This is a genomic window from Sphingorhabdus wooponensis (genome assembly GCF_003933235.1).
GTDB lineage: Bacteria > Pseudomonadota > Alphaproteobacteria > Sphingomonadales > Sphingomonadaceae > Sphingorhabdus_B > Sphingorhabdus_B wooponensis.
Genome location: NZ_RWJI01000002.1, coordinates 291060 through 312788, shown reverse-complemented (window position 1 = coordinate 312788; position 21729 = coordinate 291060). Strand labels below are relative to the sequence as shown.

The window sequence follows — 21729 nt, the reverse complement described above, 5'->3', positions numbered from 1 at the left end:
CAAGGGAGAGAGAAGATGGCATTGGCACCCGGCGCATCTGCGTCAGCAGATAATGGCGATACCCATATCGACGCACCGCAATTGCAATTGTTTGTGATGGGGTTGTTCTTCATCTTCGGCGGCATCACAAGCCTAAATGACGTTATCATCCCGAAGTTAAAGGAGCTGTTTACGCTCAATTATACGCAAGCGATGCTTGTGCAGTTCTGCTTCTTTGCCGCTTATGCTGTCATCGGCATTCCCGGCGCGCGGCTCGTGAAGAAAATCGGCTATATGCGCGGCGCGGTTGCCGGCCTTTTGACGATGATGGCTGGCTGTCTGTTGTTCATTCCAGCGAGCCAAACCGCGACCTATGGCGTATTTCTGCTGGCATTGTTTGTATTGGCAAGCGGTGTGGTCATTGTCCAAGTGGTTTCCAACCCGTTGATCTCCATGCTTGGTAAACCTGCCACGGCGCATAGCCGCCTCACCTTTGCACAGGCGTTCAATTCGCTTGGCACCACTGTTTTCCCGATCGTTGGTTCGATACTTATCCTCGGCAGCCTCGCGACGGTAACCGCTGACCAACTATCCGGTGTGGAGCTTGACGCTTATCGCACTGCAGAGAGCCAAGCCATTGTGAACGGCTATTTGGGTATTGCAGTGGCACTGGCGATTGTTGCCGCAGTGGTATGGCTGTTTCGCGATGCGCTGAAAGGCGAGAAGCATGAAGCGAGCGAAGGCTTGGCTGGCCTCGACTTGTTGAAGCGGCCTCGTTTCGGTTTCGGTGCTTTGTGCATTTTTCTATATGTCGGTGCCGAAGTTGCGATTGGCTCGCTCATCGTCAATTATTTGATGCAAGATCATGTCATGGCTCTGCCCGAGCAGGATGCCGGCAAGCTTATTGGCCTATATTGGGGCGGTGCCATGGTGGGCCGCTTCATCGGCTCTGCGGTGCTGCGTGTGCTTAGCCCGGGCAAGGTGCTGGCGTCTGTATCGGTGGCCGCAATTGCACTGCTGGTCTTTTCCACACAAAGCACGGGCGAAGTTTCTGGCTATGCCTTGTTGGCCGTCGGCCTGACCAATGCGATCATGTTCCCGACGATCTTCACGCTGGCATGTGAAAAGCTGGGGTCACGTGCTGCCGATGGTTCTGGCATCATCAACGTCGCCATCGTCGGCGGCGCTGTTATTCCGCTGCTCACGGGCATCATCGCTGACGTGACCGGAAGTCTCGCCATAGCGTTCACGCTACCCATGCTTTGCTATGCGATCATCGCGGCATTCGGTATATACGCGCGCAAGCCTGCCTAATCGCGCGCATGCTGGCGCGGCATTGTTGCCAATAACAGGCACGCAATGAGCGCCAGCACCGCTAACAACAGAAACAGGCTGCCAAAACCATAATTGGGCACCAAAGCCAGCGTCAGCCATGGCATGATGAGCGACGGCACGGTGTTCGTCAGGTTGAAAATGCCCAAATCCCGCCCACGCGTATGTGGACGGGGGAGCACCCTCAAAGTCTGGCTTGAGTGCAACGCTAGAAAAAGGCTGCTCGCCAAGCCAAAGACCACATAGCCGGCGATGGCGACCGGTAAAGATGACGAAACCGACATGATGATCAGTCCGGCCGCTGCTGCCGCTGCCCCACAAATGAGCGGGAGAATGGGGCTGTTTGCACTGTCGGACCAGCGGCCGACAGCTAATGTTAAAAATACAGCCGTACCCAGAACAAGCGCAAAGATATTCGCGGCATTATTTTCGCCGAAATCAGGATCGACGCTGCGGAACCATAAAATAAGAAACGCAAATAATGACGCTTCCGCAATTTGGATCAATAACCGCGCAATCCACATTTTAACGGCGGCGCGCCGTGTTTCGGCGTTCTGTTCCCCATCGATTGTTTGATCCGTCGGCGCGGCGTTCAGCCCCGGCATCGATATCGGTCTGCCAAAAATCAGCACCGGACTGACCATGGCCATCACCAATATCGCGACAATGATTTCACGGTGCTGCGACGGAACAGCATCGTTCATGGTCACAAATGCGCCTGAAAGCGCGCCCATACTGGGCGCGAGCGCCAATAGACCGCCAAGAAAGCCCTTTTGGGTATCGGGAATAGTGTCACCGGCCCACGCGGTTAAGGGCGCAAGCATCATGTTCAGGCCAATTTGCCAGACTATGATGATGGCAATCATCGCCGCCGGGCTCTTTGCATAAGCGGTGATGAGCAGCAAAGCCGTTGATATGGCTAATCCGGCGCATATCCACGGGCGGCGTGCGCCGGTTTTGTCACTGGCCCATCCGAAGGCAATATTGGCCACGCTTGCGGCTACAGCGCCCAGAAAGGCCGCGATCGCCAACATGCCAAGGGCGCCATTGCCGGAGATGTCGGTCGCGCGCAGCGGCAGCAATATCGTCAGAAACGGCATATAGGCGACGGCGCCCCCGGATACGGCGAGCGCGTACAAATACATGAACCTTGCCGACTGCCGGCTGCTGCCCGCAGATTTAGGCGCGACCATGTGCAGACGGTGGTGCGGTGCTGCTTCGCTCAATAAGGCTGCCTTCAATGACAACAGGTTGATGCGGCACAAGCGCATCACCATTGGTAATCAATAGCTCCACCGCCTTCGAAAAGGTTGCGGCAATAGGCTGATCAACAGCAGTGAGTTCGGGCACAGTAAAACGCACAACGGGCGTATTGTCGAAACTGATAAGGGATAGATCGCCGGGAATGTGTAAGCCACGCGCCTTGGCTGCATCCAAAGCGGCAAGCGTCATTTGGTCGTTGCTGCCAATGATCGCCGTGGGCGGATCTTTCAAATCGAGCAACGCGTTGGCGGCCAGCCCACCGCTATCATATCCAAAATCGCCTCTGACGCATAACGCATCGCAGGAAAGCTCGGCACTGGTCATCGCTTCACGCCACCCGTCGATACGCCAGTTGGACAGGTCATATTCCTTGGGGCCAGCAATGAAACCGATCCTGCTATGGCCAAGCGCGATGAGATGTTCCGTCGCACGTCGGGCCGAGCCCTCATCATCCATCGTCATCGCTATTCCCGGCCCTGATGTGACCGATCCGATGCGGGCGAAGGGGATTTTGCGTTTGGCAAGAAATCCGGTGATGAGCGGGTTTTCAGAGTGGGGTGGCGTCAGGATGACGCCGTCTGGCTGCAGCGCGGCAATCGCTGCACCCAATTCGCGCTCGACATGATCATTGTGGGTATCGACCAGTTCAAAGATCATCCGGTATCCATGTTCGGCACATTTCAGCATGCCGCCGAAAAGCATTTGGTCTACCCAGTCCGACCCTTGGCGGTTCCGCCAATCGGCAATTGTGCGTTCCCGGTCGTTAATGGCAAGGATCAGGTACGACCGTGATCCGCTCATCCGTTGCGCGGCGATGGATGGGACATAGCCAAGCTTATCAATAGACGCCTGCACCCGCTCCTGCATGGCAGGCCGGACGTTCGGCTCATTATTTATGACGCGGCTTACCGTTTGCAGGGAAACCCCCGCATCGGCTGCGACATGTTTAATAGTGACGGCCTGGCGGCGTCTCGCCATAACTTACTTACTCTCTTTGCCGTCCTGCATGCAGGCCAGACCTTTTTCTTTATCGCTGCTGCATTGGTAGATGCGGATCCAGTCAATCAAAAACGCAGCTGGTGTTACATTCGCTGCAACCCCTTTATCGTTATTCTTCTCGGACAGACCACCACCAATGGCAAGGTTGGCCATGATGTAGAAGGGCTGGTCAAAAGGCGCAACGGGATTTGATTTCGCCAATGGCGAGGCTGTTTCCCAATCAGCGCTTGTACGTTCCCAATATTGCCGGCCGTTAAGATAGAAACGCATCACACCCTCACCCCATTCGAGTGTCCAAATATGGAATTCGTCCGAAGGTAAGGCGTTGGAAGGCAAAGCCACACGCGTATCATGGAATTTGTTTTTCGGTGCGTAGTCACCAAAATGGATAGCACTAATCATGCGGTTTTCCCCAACGCCACCTTTGCATGTGTCGCAAGTAGCTCCAAGATTAACGCCTTCTAATATGTCGATTTCGCCCGACAGCGGCCATCCGCCATAGACGTTGTTAGCGGGCATCATCCATACCGCCGGCCAGGTTCCTTGTCCCTTTGGTGGCTTCGCACGAAATTCGATTTTTCCGTATTTCCAGCTTGAAATACCGAGGGTTCGTATTTTGCCGGACGTATATTCCTGCGTCTTCTGCGGATAAGGCTTATTCGAGAATTCAGGGGGCAGATCTGGACCAGTAAACGTTTCTTTATGCGCCATTAAATGCAAATTGCCATCGGCTACCTTAATATTTTTGGGACGATCCGTGTAGCATTGCCGTTCTTGGTTGCCGCCGCCCCAGCAGGATATTTCAGGTTTCCATTTTTTGCGGTCCAATTTGGTGCCATCAAACTCTTCAGCCCAGACAAGGCTCCAGCCATCTTCTGAAGCTTGTGCTTTAGCTGCTGTTGTCCAGCCAGCCGTCAAGCCGATCATAGCGCCAAGCAAAGCAATTTTGGACTGCATAGGTTTCTCCTGAGAAGCAAACTGAAAGAAAAACGGACCCAAGTCATATGACCAGGGTCCGCTTTTTCGCAACACTGATATTTAAGTGTTAGAATTCAAATCGAGCAAGGAAAGTGAAGCGTCGATCGTTCCGGAACGCCGAGCGGGTCGCGCGGGTGCCGTCAAAATCGATCACTTGTGATGTCTGAGTGACTTCATCAAGCAAGTTCACACCCTGAATGCCGAGCTTCAATTGCTTGGTCACAGAGACAAAGATTGACCCGTCAAGCTGGCCTGTCGCTTCGCCGTAAATTGGCGAGAACGGGAAGATGACATCGCGGGGTGTCTGCACAAATTCAGACCGCCAATTATATGCTAAGCGGAACGACAACGGACCCTTTTCATAAAATCCGACGGCGTTGATTGTATGTTTCGATACCCCGGCCAAAGGCAGACCGCCCGAAAGCGGGCTCTGTTCTGAACCAAGCGAAGCGTTGTTGAAATCACCTGCGTCCACATAAGTGTAGGTCAGACCAGCACCCAAGCCGCTCAATAGGCCCGGTAGGAAATCATAGGCTTGCTGATACGCGATTTCGACGCCCTTTAGTGTTCCGCCGTCGCTGTTCACAGGTGTGTTGAACAGAATATCGGTGTTGACGCCCTTTGGTGTGACAAAGGGACGAACGATAGCGCCGCTATTCACAATGTTCGAAATGTCTTTAACGAAACCGGATACCGTCAACGAACCAATATTTGCCCAATACCATTCGAATGAAAGGTCATAGTTTACCGATTCAACAGGACGAAGGAAGCGGTTGCCCGTATTGATAGCAAGCAACGGACCAGTGGCCAAAAGCCCACCGGCGCGCAGATTGTTGGTGTTGTCATAGGCACCGCCACCCGATGTAAACGCCGATAGATCTGGCCGGGAAATGCCCTTAGAGATAGCGCCACGCACCAAAACACCATTGCCGAAATCAACCTTGGCGTTGAAGCTTGGCAGCCAGTTTGTGTAGCGGATGTTGAGCGGATCGGAAATGACCTCACCTGTAAACAACGACGCGTATGTGGCTTGGCGGGCTGCTGACAATCCGCAATAGCCGGGCACCGGCGTGATGTTATTGGCGAGAATAAAGGCGCATGAGCCCTGCACTTCTGCCAGTTGGACGATGCCATCACGGTTGCCGTTATTGTCGAAGAACTCAGGCGTCGGCAGGCTGAAAGACCCACCACTTCTCACATTGGTGCTGACATAACGCATGCCGATATTGCCGCTGAGTGTTGCGCCACCAAAATCAGTACCAAAATCGACGCGTGCATAGGCACCAGACGTGCTTTCTTCGACGTCGGAAATTTCACCAGCGGTCCATGGGCCACCGGGAAGATTGGCTGAACGTGCTGAAATCGGGAACCATGCATTGGGCGTCAGAGTTGAGCTTGTAATTGCACTCGCCTGCGTCCGGATGGCGCCGCTCAGATAGTCAGCGACCATATTATCACCGCCGAAGAAGAAGGCAGAGCCATCCCCAAGCGGAACCGGCGCATTTCCACGCTGGAAGCTATCGCCAAATGGGTTGCGCAAATTAGCCGAGTTCGGGAAGTCGCGAACATAAGCACCGCCACAGCCGAATGCCTGGTAATCTCCGCAGTTCCAATTACCGCCGCGTCCAGTCCATGGCGCACCCAGATTACCCCAGTTCGAGAAATTTGCGCTGCGCGTTACGCGGTTGCGATCACCCCAACGTGCGCCAAAACGGGCTTTTTTGAAAAAGCCGTCATCACTGACGTCATATTCAGCATCAGCGCGCATGCTGGTCAATGCACCGTCATTCTTCACCTGATTGTCGATGAGGAACCAGTAAAATGTCTTACTCGGGTCATTGAAATAGCTCGACGGTGATGTAGCGAGCCCAGGTTTCAAAAACTCGACGAGCGGCGTGCTACCACGGTTGTCGATACGCAAATCGGCATAGGTCTGCATCGCTGAGATAAAACCATCTTCGGTGCGGTCCGATTTGATGTGCTGCACTTCAAAGTTGAAGCGCAGCCGGTCGGTCGGGCTCAACTTGATATGAGCAGAGAAATCTTCAGTCTTTGCTGTATCTTCACGCTGGAAGCGCAGCAATTCGGTAGGAATTCCGCTGACACCGCCGGAGGATTGCGTGAGTGTACCTGCAACGAATTGGTTGTCATCATAAATTGCAGTTGTGCCTGGTGCGAGCACTGGAAACAGCGCGTCGTCATTGACCAAAGCCAGCACGGCATATTCATTCAGTGTAGCATTGGTTGATGCACGCAGATATTCAACGGTAACCTCGGCACGACCGTCATTGCTTTCCCACTGCCCTACTGCCGAAAATGAATTGCGATCACGGTTTAGGTCGGTTGTGCGAACGCCGGCACCTTTCGGTACAAAAACCGAATTTGTTGGCGGAAAGTTGGATGCGTTCAAAGGCGTGCCACTACCAAAACCGCCAGATCCGACCGGACGGACGCGGATACATGCTGCAGTGAGTGAGCGGTCACGATAGCAAGGATCGGTAATTTGCGATGCATCGGTGCGGGTGGCCAGTTCGGACTGGCTATAGGCGAGTTGCAAGCCGAAGGTACCGATGTCGGACTCAAATGTATTTGATCCCAGAATGGAAAAACCCGGCGACCATTTTTTGGCCATGTCACCATAATTGCCTTCAATCGCGCCAGCGACATGAAAGCCAGGTTTGTCGAGTGGCTTGCGCGTCACAAGATTGACCGAGCCTGAAATGTTGCCTTCCAACATGTCAGCCGTCGAGTTTTTGAAAACTTCTACTCGGCCCAACAACTCAGACGAAACGTCATTAAACGACAGCTCTCGCCCACCATTGGCCGAGAAGATTTCGCGGCCATTCAGGTTGGACAGAACATATGGCAATCCGCGGATGATAACGCCTGAGCCTTCAACCGAAAATCGATCAGGGTCATTGCGTTGCTCAAAACGTGAGATGTTTACACCGGGAACGCGCTGCAATGCTTCTGCAACAGAGCGATCTGGGAGCGCGCCGATATCTTCGGATGTGATGACATCAACAAAAGTATCAGAATCGCGTTTTAAGCTCTGAGAGTCGGCTAAAGATTTTTTGAAACCGCTAACGATAATTACGTCTTCAGCTTCGGCAGCTTCAGCCGCATCATCAGACTGATCAACGGTCTGTGCAAAAACAGGCTGCGCTGCACATAGCGCAATACTGGAAGCGGTTGTCAAAACAGCAAGGCGTTGCGATCGCGATGCTCCGAATAAAGATTTGCGTGCCAAATGATCCTCCCTGATGTCGATTCGGAGGATATAAGCTCCCCCTTTATCATAACACATATCCACAATTGAGAGCGTTCACAAGAGATAAAATGAACGTTCACAATTTGCAGTTTTCGTCTATAAGGCTACCCAGGATGTTTACGGGAGAAGTCTGATGGCCATCGATCACATCATCATCGTGGGCGGCGGAACAGCGGGTTGGATGGCCGCTGCTGCGCTGTCCCGTCTTCGCGCGGGTCGTCCCGTGGCGATTACGCTTATCGAATCGGAAGAGATCGGAACTGTCGGTGTTGGCGAGGCGACGATACCTCCGTTTCTGGACTTTAACCGTTTGCTCGAAATTGACGAGCGCGACCTGCTCTCCATGGTCCAAGGCAGTTTCAAGCTGGGGATTCAGTTCGTAAACTGGGGCAAGATTGGCGACAGCTATATCCACCCCTTTGGCAATTATGGCTATCAGGTCGATGGCATTTCATTTCACCATGTGTGGCACAAATATCAGCAAGCGGGCGACAAGCGCCCCATTCAGGTTTTCAACGTCGAAACAATGGCAGCGCATTTCGGGCGCTTTGCACGAACGGAAGATTATCAACGCGACGATTTGCCGCCCGTTAACTACGCCTATCATATCGATGCTGGACGCTACGCCCGATATTTGCGCAATTATGCAGAAACGCGTGGCGTTGTCCGCCGTGAAGGAAAGATTTCTGATGTCACATTAGACAATGAAAGTGGTTTTGTATCGTCGGTGACCATGGAAAATGGCGACGTGTTGAAGGGCGATCTGTTTATTGATTGCTCTGGCTTCCGCGGCCTGTTGATCGAACAGGCGCTGAAAACGGGTTATGACGATTGGTCCAATTATCTGCCCTGCAACCGCGCGGTAGCACTGCCATGCTTTCGAGAAGATGGCAGTGGACCATTGCCCTATACCCGCGCAACCGCTCATTCGGCGGGATGGCAATGGCAGGTTCCGTTGCAGCACCGCAACGGCAACGGCCATGTCTATTGCAATGAATATATGTCTGATGATGAGGCACATAGCATTCTGGTCAACAACATCGCTGGGAAACCCGGCGCCGAGCCAAATTTCCTGCGCTTTGTGACAGGTCGACGTAAAAAGTTTTGGAACAAGAATGTTGTCGCGCTTGGTCTGGCATCGGGCTTTATGGAGCCGCTTGAATCCACCTCGCTGCACCTTGTGAATACGGGGATTAACAAGCTGATTGCGTTGCTGTCTCTTGATGGGGTGACGCAAGCGCAAGAAGACGCGTTCAATCGCCTGACCGGCAAGGAATATGCGCGCATCCGCGATTTCCTTATCCTTCATTATAACAGCACAACGCGTGACGACAGTCCGTTCTGGAACTATTGCCGCAACATGCCTGTACCCGACAGCCTCACCGAGAAGGTCGAGCTTTTCCGTCAAAACGGCCAAATATTCCGCGAAGATGACGAGCTATTTACCGAAACCAGCTGGGCTGCGGTCATGATGGGGCAGGGTATCAAGATGGGCGGGCACAACGCCATGGCAGACGCGGTGAGAGAACCAAATACACGGCGCGAAATTGACGAAATGGAAAAATCGATCCAGTTTGTGGTCCAGCACATGCCGTCACATGGCGAATATCTGAACCGATATTGCCCCGCCCCTGCATGAAAAAGGCAATTTCCCTAATCAAACCGGGGTTCAATCGGCCAGAGCCGCATCCTTTTTTCCCAGTGCCCTGAGCTCGCCTGTTTCGCGGGCTTTTCGGCCGTACACCAACTCAAACAATGGGCTTGCCATCATCGTGGTGACAATCGCCATTAACACCAGCATTGAGAATAATGTCGGTCCGATTATGCCTTTTTGCAGGCCGATGTTGATGATGATGAGTTCCATTAAACCACGCGAGTTCATCAGAGCCCCGATACCCAATGCGGTGCGATTGTCTTCGCCAGCAACCCGCGCGGCGACATAGCACGCACCAAATTTGGCGACGATTGATCCCGCCAGAATGACCAGTGCGATCAGCAGTAACGGAATCGTGTTGACCATATCCATACGCGTGTTGAGCCCAGAATAGGTAAAGAACATCGGCAGCAATAGAACGACGGCAAGCGGCTCAACTTTCTTCTTTAACTCTTCAACGAAAAGGCCCCGCGGCATAACAACCCCCAGAATGAAGCCGCCGAAAATTGCATGGATGCCAACTGCGTCCATGATGAACGCGGACAGACAGAATGCAGCGATGGTTATGCCAAGCACAGTCATGCTCATTTCGCCCTCGCGCTCGACTATCCGGCCAAGCGGCGCGAAAATTTTACGACCAAACAGGATGATAAACGTGGCATAAAGCAGCCCGCCACCTATTGCGAGAACGGCAACGCCGGGGCCCGCGCCAAAGGTTGCCAGCACCACTGCCAGCACGCACCAAGATACAGCGTCGTCAAATGCACCGGCGGCAAGCGACAATGTGCCGAGCGCCGTTTTCGCTAGCCCTCGTTCGTTAATGATGCGCGCTAACATCGGAAACGCGGTCAGCGCGATGCAGGCGCCCATGAACAAAGTCGCACTTGATTGCGAAATTCCCGGTGTAAATAGACCCGGAACGGTCAGCAGCCATGGGGTTAGCCATATTGCAATCAAAAACGGCACCACGATGCCAGCTAACGACACGCTTATCGCGCTCTTTGCTTTGGATTTGAAATGGTCCAGTTGCAACGTTGTGCCGACCAAGAACATGTACAAACCGACCCCAAGTTGTGCGCCAGAATATAGCACGTTTTTAGTCGGTCCGGGGAAAACCGCGGCCTGTGCATCCGCGAAAAAATAGCCAAATAATGATGGACCGAGGATCACGCCCGCGATCATTTCACCAACAACCTGAGGTTGACCAAGAAACTTTTGGCCCAGTTTGCCGACAATCCGGCAGGTTAATATGATGATAGCTAACTGCAAAAAGAAGTGGACGCTAAAATCTGTTGGCGTGAAGCTACTTGCAGTCGCGGCCTGAGCAGGACCGTTGGGATCCAGCACTTTGGAGAGCGTATCTATTGCGCTTTCTAGCATTTCAGAAAACATACCCTTCCCTTTCCATGGATATGAAGCGCTTATAGGTGGCTGCAATTATATTGACCATTTGTGGACCGGAAACGTTGCCGCAGGGTAACCCATGACACGATTGCGGTAGCAGCGCATAGAGCATAATTTTGCTATTTTGGTAGAAAAGTAATCCGGCCACTTCTATTTTAGAAGGAAACGGCCGTCTTCCACGCACGCTAAAGCGCCCGCCCTTTCCGGCATCACTTCTGCCGCCAGATCGGTCCCAGGTGCTGGCAGTTACCCAATTTTGGTCGTCAGTTGCTTGCGCAAAACTCATCCTGCCTCGATCAAAGATTCAACTGATAGGCCTTCAAAGGCCTGCATTAACCATTCAGCGGATTTCGAGGGTGTCAACCAGATCAGGAATTGTATGTCCCCTTTTGGTGCCATCCCATGCTAATCTTAATGACGTATATTGGGCGCAAAGCTGCCGCTAATACATTAAGCACAAAGCCTTCTGAGCAAATTGCGCTGCAAATGTTCGGATCGTGTTCGGATTTTTCAAGAGCTTTATAAAAAGCTGATCTAGAACGGAAATTTCATAGAGCAGAATCCTGCCAAGGTTGGGGTCAAGGGTTCGAATCCCTTCGCCCGCTCCAATGATTTCAATGCTTTAGGTGATACCGCCTTTGCTACCCAAAGCGGGGTTGCAGCCTGCGTTGTTATGAGCGTTCTGATTGGAGCGCCCACGCAAAAATCATAGAAATTCAGTGTTTAAGTCGGCCGGGGATGCGGCACGGCCGGTTTGCGCGATTGGTATTGCGCTCATCTTGGTGTTCAGCCCTGGGAATGGTACGCGCAATCCCAAACCTTAGAAAAATCGCATTTGCCCGGGAACAGCCGTTGGCGTCGAACACCGTTCGCCAGCGTTCAAATTCGAACAGTCTATTTTGGCTGACAGCCTAATCGGTCCTCGTGCTTGATCAGGTGTCATGGCGGCTTCTGGGCCAGTAGCGGACTGAGCGCTATTAAGTAGAAAGCATAAATTAACGACAGAGCGGTTGCAAAAAGCTCGTCAAAATCCCTTGCCCCGATGGGCATTGCCGAGCCGTCACCGAACATAATATACCTCAATTTGTTCATCAGACATCGTCGGACATCCTGCGATGCTACAATATGAGTTCAGCTTCCATTTGACGCAGAATATGACGAACTAGCTTCATTATGTCGTCTCGCCGATTTGCCGGGAACCCATCATTAGCCGGTCTGCTCTCAACAGAGTAAAATCAAGCTTGTGCTATCCTCCTTCTTATCTTACTTCGCCGCTTGTAAATTGAGCTGGCGAGAGAAAGCAGCAAATATGCGGGCTACGACCCCGACATCGATCAAAGCAGATACGCCATCCAAGTTGCCGATTTGGCGGCAGTTATATGTGCAAGTGCTATTAGCCATCTTCCTCGGTGCATTGTTAGGGCATCTCTATCCCGATATCGGTTCTGCCTTAAAGCCGCTTGGTGATGGCTTCATTAAGTTGGTCAAAATGATCATCGCGCCCGTTATTTTCCTCACCGTTGCAACGGGGATTTCCGGTATGCGCGATTTGTCGGCTGTCGGCAGTGTGGCGGGAAAGGCATTTGCCTATTTCTTTTTCTTCTCGACGCTTGCACTGATTATCGGTCTTGTGGTCGGCAATATCGTACAGCCCGGTGCTGGCCTAAATATTGATCCTGCCTCGCTTGATGCCAGCAAAGTAGCAGATTATGCCAAGACATCAGAGGGGCAGACAATTGCTGGCTTTGTACTCAATATAATTCCAGAGACTTTATTCAGCGCCATGACCAGCGGCAACATACTGCAAGTGCTGCTTGTCGCTATACTGACCGGGCTCGCGCTGTCTGCTACGCGCCCCCATAGCGATTTGGTGCTTGATGTCCTCGCCTCATTCAATGCGGTGATTTTCAAGCTCGTTCACATGTTAATGAAGTTGGCTCCAATCGGGGCGTTTGGAGCGATAGCGTTCACGATTGGCGAATTCGGTATCGCCTCACTTGCTAACCTCGCAGCTCTAGTGGCTACTTTCTATCTTACCTCGCTCCTGTTCGTGGTCGTCGTGCTTGGCGCTGTTGCATATTTCACCGGGTTCTCCATTTTTAAGATGATCCGTTATTTGCGTGAAGAACTCTTGCTGGTGCTTGGCACATCGTCTTCCGAAGCAGCACTTCCCAGCTTAATGGAGAAGATGGAAATTGCTGGCGCACGGAAATCGGTAGTGGGCTTGGTTGTACCTACCGGCTATTCCTTCAACCTCGATGGCACTAATATATATATGACGTTGGCCGCTTTGTTTATCGCCCAAGCCGTGGGCATAGATCTTTCCATGTCCGAACAATTGGCCTTGGTTTTGGTTGCAATGATTAGTTCAAAAGGCGCTGCTGGCGTTACAGGTGCAGGATTTGTGATCCTTGCGACAACGCTTTCGGTCGTGCCATCTGTGCCCGTAGCAGGCATGGCGCTGATACTGGGTATCGACCGGTTCATGAGCGAATGCCGCGCGCTGACCAACTTCATCGGCAACGCCGTAGCGACGATTGTAGTCGCACGCTGGGAAGGTGCGCTGGATACCGAGCGTTTGGCCGCTGCGATGGCGGGGGCACCCATGCCGTTGCCCGAAGAAGATATCGAACGACATGAACGCAGCGGGCCGCGCAGCGAAGCTTTGGCAGAGGCATTGAACGAGCCGTTATGATTGCGCGACGTACCTTGCTGCAAAACCTTGCCGCGCTGTCGGCGTTTGGCGCCGTACAATTGGGCAGCTTAATGCCCGCGTTTGCTGAAGAGCGCGAAGAAATCCTATTATGGCCCGGCAAGCCGCCTGGCCAGGGTGGGGTGACCGGTCCGGAAAAGGTCGGCGAAGCGGGCGCAGGATTGGGTGCACTGTCAAATATCTCGGTGCCCCGTATGCGCGTCTATCGGCCGGAAAAGACAAACGGAGCGGCTGTTGTCGTGTGTGGCGGTGGAGGTTATTTCCGTATTCAGTTGAGGAAGGAAAGCACGCCAATTGCCCTTTGGCTGCAAGCGCGCGGCTTTACAGTTTTCGAGTTGCTTTACCGTCTGCCAAACGACGGATGGGATGCATCCGTCCCGTTTATGGACGCACAACGGGCAATGCGGATCGTGCGCACCAGAGCACCAGAGTTCGGCATCGATCCAAAGCAAATCGGCATTATGGGTTTTTCTGCAGGCGGGCACCTCGCCGGGTTTACTGCACTACAGCCGCCACGACAGCTTTATGCCGGGTCGGACACATATGAGAAAGTCAGCGCCAGACCCGATTTCTCGGTACTGCTGTTTCCAGTCGTTTCCCTCCGGAAGCCCTATGATACAACGCGCACACGGCGTGAAATCATCGGCGAAACGCCCAGCGCTGAGGCTGAGAATGCTTGGTCGCTCGACACATATGCTAGCGCCGCCGCGCCGCCGACGATTATATTTGCATCAGCCGATGATAAGACGACGCCGCCAGGCCATGGCATCATGCTTTTTGAAAAGCTTAATGCTGCTGGAGCTTCGGCAGAACTGCACCTGTTTCGAGACGGAGGACATGGCTGGGGTCTTGGCCGACCCGATCAGATATTGAGCCAATGGCCACAAATGTTCATAAAGTGGTTTAGTTTACTAAAAACATCAGAAGAAAAATAGGGAGAATGAAGATGGCAACTAGATTGTTCCGAAAGCTGGCGCTGCTCAGCACGACAGGGCTAATGACTGCAACTATGGCGCACGCACAGGATGCGACCACTCCTGCGGTCCAGTCTACCGAGGATATGGAGGCGACAATCGTCGTTACCGGTTCGCAAATTCAAGGCGCGCAGATTAATGACGTTCTACCGGTAACTGTGCTCGACGAACAGCAGATTGAGAATACAGGCGCATCGTCAGGTGACGAGTTGTTCCGCTCCATTCCGCAGGCTGGAACCGTTGCCTTCAATGAGCAAAACGCCACTACGCAAAACAATGTGCGTGGCGACGTCGGTTCGGTAAACCTGCGCGACCTAGGAACGGGCAATACCTTGTTGCTGATGAATGGCCGCCGGATGAACTTGCATCCCGGCTTTCAAACGGAGTTATTAGTTCCCGTTGTCAGCCCGGACACCAACGAAATTGCACCTGGCAGCGTACGCCGGATCGAAGTTTTGCGCGACGGCGCTTCCGCAATTTACGGGGCCGACGCAGTTGCAGGCGTCATTAACACTGTGCTCAAGGGCAATATGAAGGGCGGATTTTTGGAGGCCGACTGGCGCGCCTCTGACGGCACCAGCCTTTACAGCTATTCTATCAATGGAGGGCTCGGCTTTGATTTTGGCGGCGGCCGCGGTAATTTGACAGTGTATGGCGGCCATTTTCATGAAAATGGGCTTGGCGCGCAAAAACGGGATTATTCGCGCGACGATGATCGCACGCGATTGCTGGTGGGAACAGATTTCGAAGGGGAAGCTTCGTTCAACAACCGCAACACGTTCGGGCCGTTTGGGCAATTCGACATTCAAACGTCTCCTAATAGCCGCACTCCAATAAATGACGATGACTTCTATCTGCAGCCAAGTTCATTCACTGGCTGCCGTATGGATTTCCGTAATGGTATCTGTGCTCGTAACGGGGAAACGCCAACGACGGCGGTGCGTTATAACACCATATTTGGCAACACGCTTATCAGTGGCAAGGACCGCTACAACGCCATGGCATTGTTGAACTATGAACTGAGCGACAGTGTGGAAGCATATTTTGAAGGCAGCTATTATCGGTCTGAAAATAAACGCCTTAATGATGCATCCGCTATTCTTAGCGCGGTACCGGTCGGCATTTCGCGTAACGCCTATTGGAACCCCTTTGGTCCGACGACAGTCTCTGGCGTAGCCAATCCCAACCGCCTACCTGGCACAACTATCCCCAGTACTGGCGCTGATGTCATAATGGAGCGGTATCGCTTTGTCGATGCTGGCAACCGCACTGTGCTTGTTGACAAGGACGCATACCGGCTTGTTGGCGGTCTCCGCGGCAATTTCGGCGCTTGGGAGTTTGACACCGGCTTTGTCTATTCGGAGTCAAAGGTCACCGATCTCGAAACCAACCGCGTTTCTCTTACTGCCATGCAGCAATCTATCAATCGGACTACATCTGATGCCTATAATCCGTTCAACGGTGGCTGCATCGAAGATCCCGGCCAAGGCGATTGTACCCCGAACCCAGCATCGGTTATCGACACGTTCCGCATTAATGTGTCTCGTGTGGGCGGCACCAGCTTGGCGCTCGCCGATTTCAAGATCAGCCGCGATGACCTGATTGTGTTGCCTGCTGGAAATCTTGGTGTCGCGACGGGTGTCGAATGGCGACGCGAAACCTTTTATGATGATCGCGATGCACGGCTGGATGGCACAATAACATTCACCGATAGCGTAACGGGCGTATTCAACGGTAGTGACGTCGCGGGCACCAGCCCATCGCCAGACACTGATGGAACGCGCACAGTCTATTCGGCTTTTGCGGAACTATTCGTTCCTGTGGTCAGCAGCGACATGAATATCCCGTTGGTTGAGGACTTCAACGTTCAGATGGCTGGACGGATTGAGCGCTTTGAAGATATCGACGCTACCGCAGTGGTTCCGCGCGTTGCCGCATCATGGACCACCATTCCCGGCGTGACATTCCGGGGCGCATGGTCGCAAGGCTTCCGCGCGCCTAACCTGGTGCAAGTCAACGACGACGGCACGACCCGGTCCAATACCCGCGACGATTTCGTGGTTTGCCAGGCACAGGTCCGCAAAGGTCTCTTATCGAGCCTGGACGCCTGTCCAGGGGCTGGTGTGATTAGCTTCCGTTCGGGCGCGCGTAGCCTCAAGCCGGAAGATAGCGAGAGCATCAACCTTGGTATCGTATTGGAACCAAAGTTTATGCCGGGGCTGACGCTGACCGCAGACTATTGGCAGGTCAAGCAGACCGCCTTGGTAGGCACATTTGGTGACGACAACGCGATTGCGCTTGACCTTCTGCGTCGTCTTGGTGGCAGCACCAATCCAAATGTTATCCGTGCCGCCCCGACCGCGGATGACATTGCGTTGTTCACCGGCACTGGCCTCACCCCAGCAGGTAAGATTGTGCAGGTGCTTGACCCTTATCTGAACCTCGACAGCCGCGTGTCAAAGGGTTGGGACATTGGTATGAATTACAAGGTTCCAGATTTTGGGATCGGGCAGTTCCGTCTTCGCCTGAACGCCGCAAGATTGAAAAGCTTTGTTCAGTCAGCTGGCGTTGACGGCGAAGAGCTGCTTGCCGGCATTGCTGCTGGTAAACTGCCGGCTGACGTTACTGTTGGCGGATTGGGTGAATTGCTCGAAATCGATGGCCGTCCCAAATGGCGGGTAAGTGGATCCGTCAACTGGGAGAGCGGTCCTGTAGAAATTGGCCTATTCGGTCAGTATACGGGCAAGGTATGGGACACCAGTGTCGTCCGGGATATTCTGTTGGTATCCGACAATCCAAATGCCAATTACTACAGAGTGAAAGACCAATTCCTTACGAACCTGTCGGTTTCTTATACGATTGATAACGATACCGCGCTGAGCGGAACACGTTTGAGATTCGCAATAAACAACCTGTTCGACAAGGATCCGCCGCTCGCAGACGAAACTTATGGTTTCTACAGCGAGTTGTACACAGCGCGCGGGCGTGTCTTCCACGTCGAACTTCGCAAGAAGTTTTAATGTGATGCGGCGGGCAGGAACTTTGTTGTCGCTCGCCGCTTGGATCGGAATCGGGTCGGTTGCACATGCGCAGCCGCCCGCTTCCCCAGCATCATCTGATTCCAAACCTACGCTGTCAGGTTGCAGTACAGCGAAAGCTAGCGTTAAATTTGATTTTGAGGGCGCGTCTCGCTCTGTTTGTTTCGTAGAGGGAGAACGGACGCTCTCAATTTTAGTTACACCCGAACATCTACCGCCAATAAATCCCAGCCCATGGTATGCCTTTCGCTACAGCGCGGAGGAAGGCGGAAATCTTACGGTTCATGTACGTTACCTTGGCGCACGGCATCGTTATGCACCCAAATGGCGCGGACGCGGTGACCCTTCAGCGCTTTCCGTCGAGGTTGCTAAAGACGCCAGTTCGGTGTCAATTACACTGCCGCCGGGGGAAGGTGTCGTCAGTGGCCAGCCGCTTTTGACGAGTGCCCATTACGACAATGTTCTTAGTCAGCTTGCGGAAATCGGCGGCGGCAGTCGGATTGTAATTGGCCAATCACACGATAGCCGCCCCGTCGAAGCCGTTCGTTTGGGCGCTGCTGATGCGCCGCGCCTTGTGGTACTGCTTGGCAGGCAGCATCCACCTGAAGTGTCGGGTGCCTTCGCAATGGATGCGTTTTCACTTAAGATTGCAGAGTTGGTCCGTAACGGGTCCATAAACGGGAAAGTATTTCAGTTTCTGATTGTGCCGTTACTCAATCCCGACGGCGTGGCCCGTGGGCACTGGCGGGGTAATCTAGGTGGGACAGACCTCAACCGCGACTGGGGCACTTTCAAGCAGCCTGAAACGCGCGCGGTAAATGATTGGCTGGCCTCGTTACCGCCACAAGTCAGGCCGGTTTTGATGCTCGATTTCCACTCCACCAACCGCAACCTTTTTTACGTACAGGGTGATGAGGCAAATGCGCAAGGCAAGGCGTTCCTTGCTGCGTGGCTCGGGGGAAAGGAGAATGCCTTTGCAGGATATCCGTTCAAGATCGAGGCGCGCGATGCCAATCCTGGTTCAGGCACGACAAAGAATTGGTTCAGCGCGAAATATGGCATTCCGGCCTATACCTACGAGGTCGGAGATGACTCAGACCCGGCAGCGGTGCGTGTTGCTGCGGAGGCGTTAGCTCAAAATTTGGTTCCATCTCTGGTTATGCCGCTTAAAGAGTGATGCACCTGCATATGTGCAGGGGCGCTGCTCAGTTCGATCCGGAGATTTTTAATGAGCCTTACCATCACCTATCGCGCAGCAGCGGCCCTTTCTTTCCTTGCGGCATCGCTCTCGGCCGCGCCCGTTATGGCAAAAGACTGCGCGCCGCTTTCGGCCGGATCCTCGCAGATTGTTTTTTCCGGCTGGTCAGGGCCTAAACTGCCTGTCTTCGTGCACAAGCCGCAAACGGCTGGGGTCGATAGCCGTATCGTTTTCGTCATGCACGGCGTGCAACGTGACGGCGACCGTTATCGAGATGAATGGCGCGACCTCGCTGAAAAACACAATTTCATCGTCGTCGTGCCGACGTTTGGCAGAAAGGATTTTCCCACCACCGGCTCTTACAATCTTGGCAACATAGTCGATAAGAAAGGTCACAAAGCGCCCAAAGCAAAATGGTCCTTCTCCGCAATCGAGCCGTTGTTCGACAACATCGTTTGCCGCGTATCTGGCAACCAGCGGGGTTATGCACTTTATGGGCATTCTGCTGGTGGGCAGTTCGTTCATCGTTATGTCGCCTTTGCCGATGCGCCCCGTATGGAAGCTGCAGTTGCCGCGAATTCGGGATGGTACACGATGCCGGACGATCGAGCTTTCCCTTATGGCTGGGGCGGCGATGTGGCAGGACTGGTTTCGCCTGCGAAGGCGTTTCAGCGGCCGCTCACTATCCTACTGGGCACTCAAGATATTGACCGCAAAGATCCCAACTTGCGCATCAACGAGGAAGCAGACAAGCAGGGCCAAACGCGTTTCGACAGGGGGCACGGTTTTCTAGCCGCTGCACACAAGCAGGCAGGCGCTGCCATGCCGCTCAACTGGAAGATCGTTTACGCCCCGGAGGTTGGGCACGACAATGGCCAAATGGCTCCGTTTGCTATTCCCTACCTTTTAGGTGCAGCTGCCAGCGCACCATCGCTGCAAGTCGCCGTTAAGGCCGAAGCTGATCTTGAATAATTACGGTCGCGCATGCCGGTCAAAGCGGCAATGGCGACGATAGTTAAGCTTGAAAGCGATTGGGTAATCCAGTGGCTCATTGAACTCACCGAAATACTTGCTCCGCCGTTCGAAGGGGAAAAGCGCGGGCTTGCTTTTGCCCCTTTATTGCGTGAAATTGGTGGCCTCGACGTTCCTAATGACGCAGTTAGGAAAGTGAACGCACGGCGCAAAGGAATCGGCACAGGTTCTTCCGTCATGCTGGCCGCCCATCTTGATACCGTTTTTACCAAAGACGTGGACGCGACGTTAGAGCGGGATGGTGACCGTCTTACGGACCCGGGTATTGGCGACAATTCATGCGATCTGGTATCGCTTTGTTGGTTGCCCGGGCGCTGGAACAGCATGCTATTTACACCAAAGGGAACATCTTGCTGGTCTGGACAGTCGGCGAGGAAGGCACTGGCAAATAGAAGCCGAAAGGCATTCCAGATCCGATTATAGGTCGACTGGAGTGTTCAACAATATAATCTCGGCTATCAGCGACGGCATTTGTCATTTATGGGGCACTTCTTATTTGGCCGCGAATGCCTATCTGGGCGCAAAGCAGCCACTCAGAACATGTATGAAAACCTGAGCATAGCCTCAAATAACAATCTATTATAAAGACAAAATTTCATCGAGCCGAAACTTGCCAAGGTTGGGGTTAATGGTTCGAATCCCTTCGTCCGTTCCAGTTTATCGATAATTTTGATGACTGCTATCGCGGACCTTGGGGATCAGCGATGACTGTTTTGGGTTAAGCGCCCCGAACAAGCGTGCTGCGGGCTAGCCGCGCGACTAATCCTGTTAACCCATCATAATTTGCGCAGTGATAGGCAGAGTCGGGGGCCAATTGTGCCGTCAGGCGGCGGTGAGCCTCACCCAAGGCATGATATGGCACGCTGGGCAGCAAATGGTGCAGCGCGTGATAACGCAGCCCTACGGGCGCCCAGATCGACGCAAGGATGCCCGGCGGTGGCACGTTCACGCTGTCTAGGAATTGCGCAGTGACGCTCAAGGGCTCGCCATCATTTTCCCATAAATGGGCCACGAGCGTGCGGACCTGATTCAGCACCGCAACACTTGAGACGATGGCCAAAAATATCAGAAAGGCATTCAGCGCAATATAGCCGCTAAACACACCACCAAGCAGGACAATCGACCAAATGCTCGCGGCGGTTTCTTGTATGATCCAGTTGCGATGCGCTTCACCTTCGGCCGGCCGGCGGCGGAAGGCGGGATTGATCGCAAGGCCCGAATATCGTTCGACTACAATCTGGCGAAGCGCGGGAATAAAGAGCGAAAGCGGCGCCAGAACGGCGTTGCGGAACAGCAAGGCAAAGGGCGCCAGCACTGAGGCGAATATGAACAACGGCAGCGTCCAAGGCTTCATTAACGCTAGCGGCAGATATTCTGGATCCTGATCGGTGCCATAACGCGTACGCGCATGGTGCAGATTGTGAATGCCTTCATACATGTAGGACGGTACAAGGAGAGGCACGCCAATCACCGCATTAAAGCCAAAGCGAAAACCGGGCAGGGCGGAATGCTTAACATGGCTGACTTCATGGATGAAACCGCCCGCACGATAGAGCGCAAGCACCGACACAAGAGCCGCCACGCACTGCAGCCACAGATTGCCGGACAAGATAGCTACGGCAAGGCCCGCATAACCCAAAAAGGCCGAAGCCAGAAAGTCGGACCAGAAAATACGCGGATTGGGTGTGCCTAAGTCGCGTGTCAATTCCGCCACAGCGCGCAGCATCGCTTTGTCATCGGGCACGCGCTTGAGTGCAGCCGCGCGCTTCGCAACATCGGTATCCGGCTGGACATCCGTTAGAGGGGAATGCGCGGTGACGGTCATGTTAGGCGTAGGTGTATTTAATGTCATGCCACCTTTGATAATCGCCAGTCGTGGCGAGAAAATGGCAGA

At 53.5% G+C, this 21729-nt stretch carries 14 protein-coding genes; 8 read left to right on the top strand and 6 right to left on the bottom strand.

Translation table 11 applies throughout. The annotated features are described in order from the left end of the window. Positions 1-15 precede the first annotated feature (15 nt). Positions 16-1293 (top strand): sugar MFS transporter, encoded by a 1278-nt coding sequence (locus D7D48_RS09685; protein ID WP_125231205.1) that lies wholly within the window; start codon positions 16-18, stop codon positions 1291-1293. Here D7D48_RS09685 and D7D48_RS09680 read toward each other — a convergent pair. The 4 genes from D7D48_RS09680 to D7D48_RS09665 are packed head-to-tail and all read right to left on the bottom strand — an operon-like array spanning position 1290 to position 7801. Continuing rightward, entirely contained in the window at positions 1290-2537 is a 1248-nt protein-coding gene (locus D7D48_RS09680; protein WP_245964432.1) for an MFS transporter, read from the bottom strand. The genes D7D48_RS09685 and D7D48_RS09680 overlap by 4 nt on opposite strands. Beyond that, on the bottom strand, positions 2491-3552 hold the full coding sequence (locus tag D7D48_RS09675; RefSeq protein ID WP_125231204.1) for a LacI family DNA-binding transcriptional regulator: 1062 nt from the start codon (positions 3550-3552) through the stop codon (positions 2491-2493). Before D7D48_RS09675 ends, D7D48_RS09680 begins: the two co-directional genes overlap by 47 nt. A gap of 3 nt (positions 3553-3555) precedes the next feature. Continuing rightward, positions 3556-4572: a glycoside hydrolase family 16 protein gene (locus D7D48_RS09670; protein ID WP_245964431.1), complete on the bottom strand. Its 1017-nt coding sequence runs from the start codon at positions 4570-4572 to the stop codon at positions 3556-3558. Between the two features lie 46 nt (positions 4573-4618). Continuing rightward, entirely contained in the window at positions 4619-7801 is a 3183-nt protein-coding gene (locus D7D48_RS09665) for a TonB-dependent receptor (protein WP_245964430.1), read from the bottom strand. Positions 7802-7955: 154 nt separating this feature from the next. On the opposite strand from D7D48_RS09665, the gene D7D48_RS09660 reads away from it, so the two are divergent. Continuing rightward, positions 7956-9461 carry a tryptophan halogenase family protein gene (locus D7D48_RS09660; RefSeq protein ID WP_125231202.1) on the top strand — a complete coding sequence of 502 codons (1506 nt, stop codon included), beginning with the start codon at positions 7956-7958 and terminating at the stop codon, positions 9459-9461. A gap of 30 nt (positions 9462-9491) precedes the next feature. Here D7D48_RS09660 and D7D48_RS09655 read toward each other — a convergent pair whose 3' ends face one another. Next, positions 9492-10868: a cation:proton antiporter gene (locus tag D7D48_RS09655; protein ID WP_125231201.1), complete on the bottom strand. Its 1377-nt coding sequence runs from the start codon at positions 10866-10868 to the stop codon at positions 9492-9494. Positions 10869-12189: 1321 nt separating this feature from the next. On the opposite strand from D7D48_RS09655, the gene D7D48_RS09650 reads away from it, so the two are divergent. From D7D48_RS09650 to D7D48_RS09625, 6 genes are all read left to right on the top strand, one after another. Further along, entirely contained in the window at positions 12190-13575 is a 1386-nt protein-coding gene (locus D7D48_RS09650) for a dicarboxylate/amino acid:cation symporter (protein ID WP_125231200.1), read from the top strand. Next, a complete protein-coding gene (locus tag D7D48_RS09645) occupies positions 13572-14528 on the top strand; it encodes an alpha/beta hydrolase (protein WP_125231199.1) in 957 nt (318 codons plus the stop codon). The genes D7D48_RS09650 and D7D48_RS09645 overlap by 4 nt, the downstream gene beginning before the upstream one ends. An 11-nt stretch (positions 14529-14539) precedes the next feature. Then, positions 14540-17587 carry a TonB-dependent receptor domain-containing protein gene (locus D7D48_RS09640; RefSeq protein WP_125231198.1) on the top strand — a complete coding sequence of 1016 codons (3048 nt, stop codon included), beginning with the start codon at positions 14540-14542 and terminating at the stop codon, positions 17585-17587. 403 nt (positions 17588-17990) lie between these two features. Next, positions 17991-18782 (top strand): M14 family metallopeptidase, encoded by a 792-nt coding sequence (locus D7D48_RS10525; RefSeq protein ID WP_185739838.1) that lies wholly within the window; start codon positions 17991-17993, stop codon positions 18780-18782. A gap of 51 nt (positions 18783-18833) precedes the next feature. After that, positions 18834-19775, top strand: a complete 942-nt coding sequence (locus D7D48_RS09630; protein ID WP_125231196.1) for an alpha/beta hydrolase family protein — start codon at positions 18834-18836, stop codon at positions 19773-19775. Positions 19776-19787: 12 nt separating this feature from the next. After that, the gene (locus D7D48_RS09625; RefSeq protein ID WP_148097088.1) at positions 19788-20258 is read left to right on the top strand and encodes a zinc-binding metallopeptidase family protein; all 471 of its coding nucleotides are present in this window, start codon (positions 19788-19790) and stop codon (positions 20256-20258) included. Positions 20259-20553: 295 nt separating this feature from the next. Here D7D48_RS09625 and D7D48_RS09620 read toward each other — a convergent pair whose 3' ends face one another. Next, entirely contained in the window at positions 20554-21687 is a 1134-nt protein-coding gene (locus tag D7D48_RS09620; protein WP_245964429.1) for a fatty acid desaturase family protein, read from the bottom strand. Positions 21688-21729: the final 42 nt, after the last annotated feature.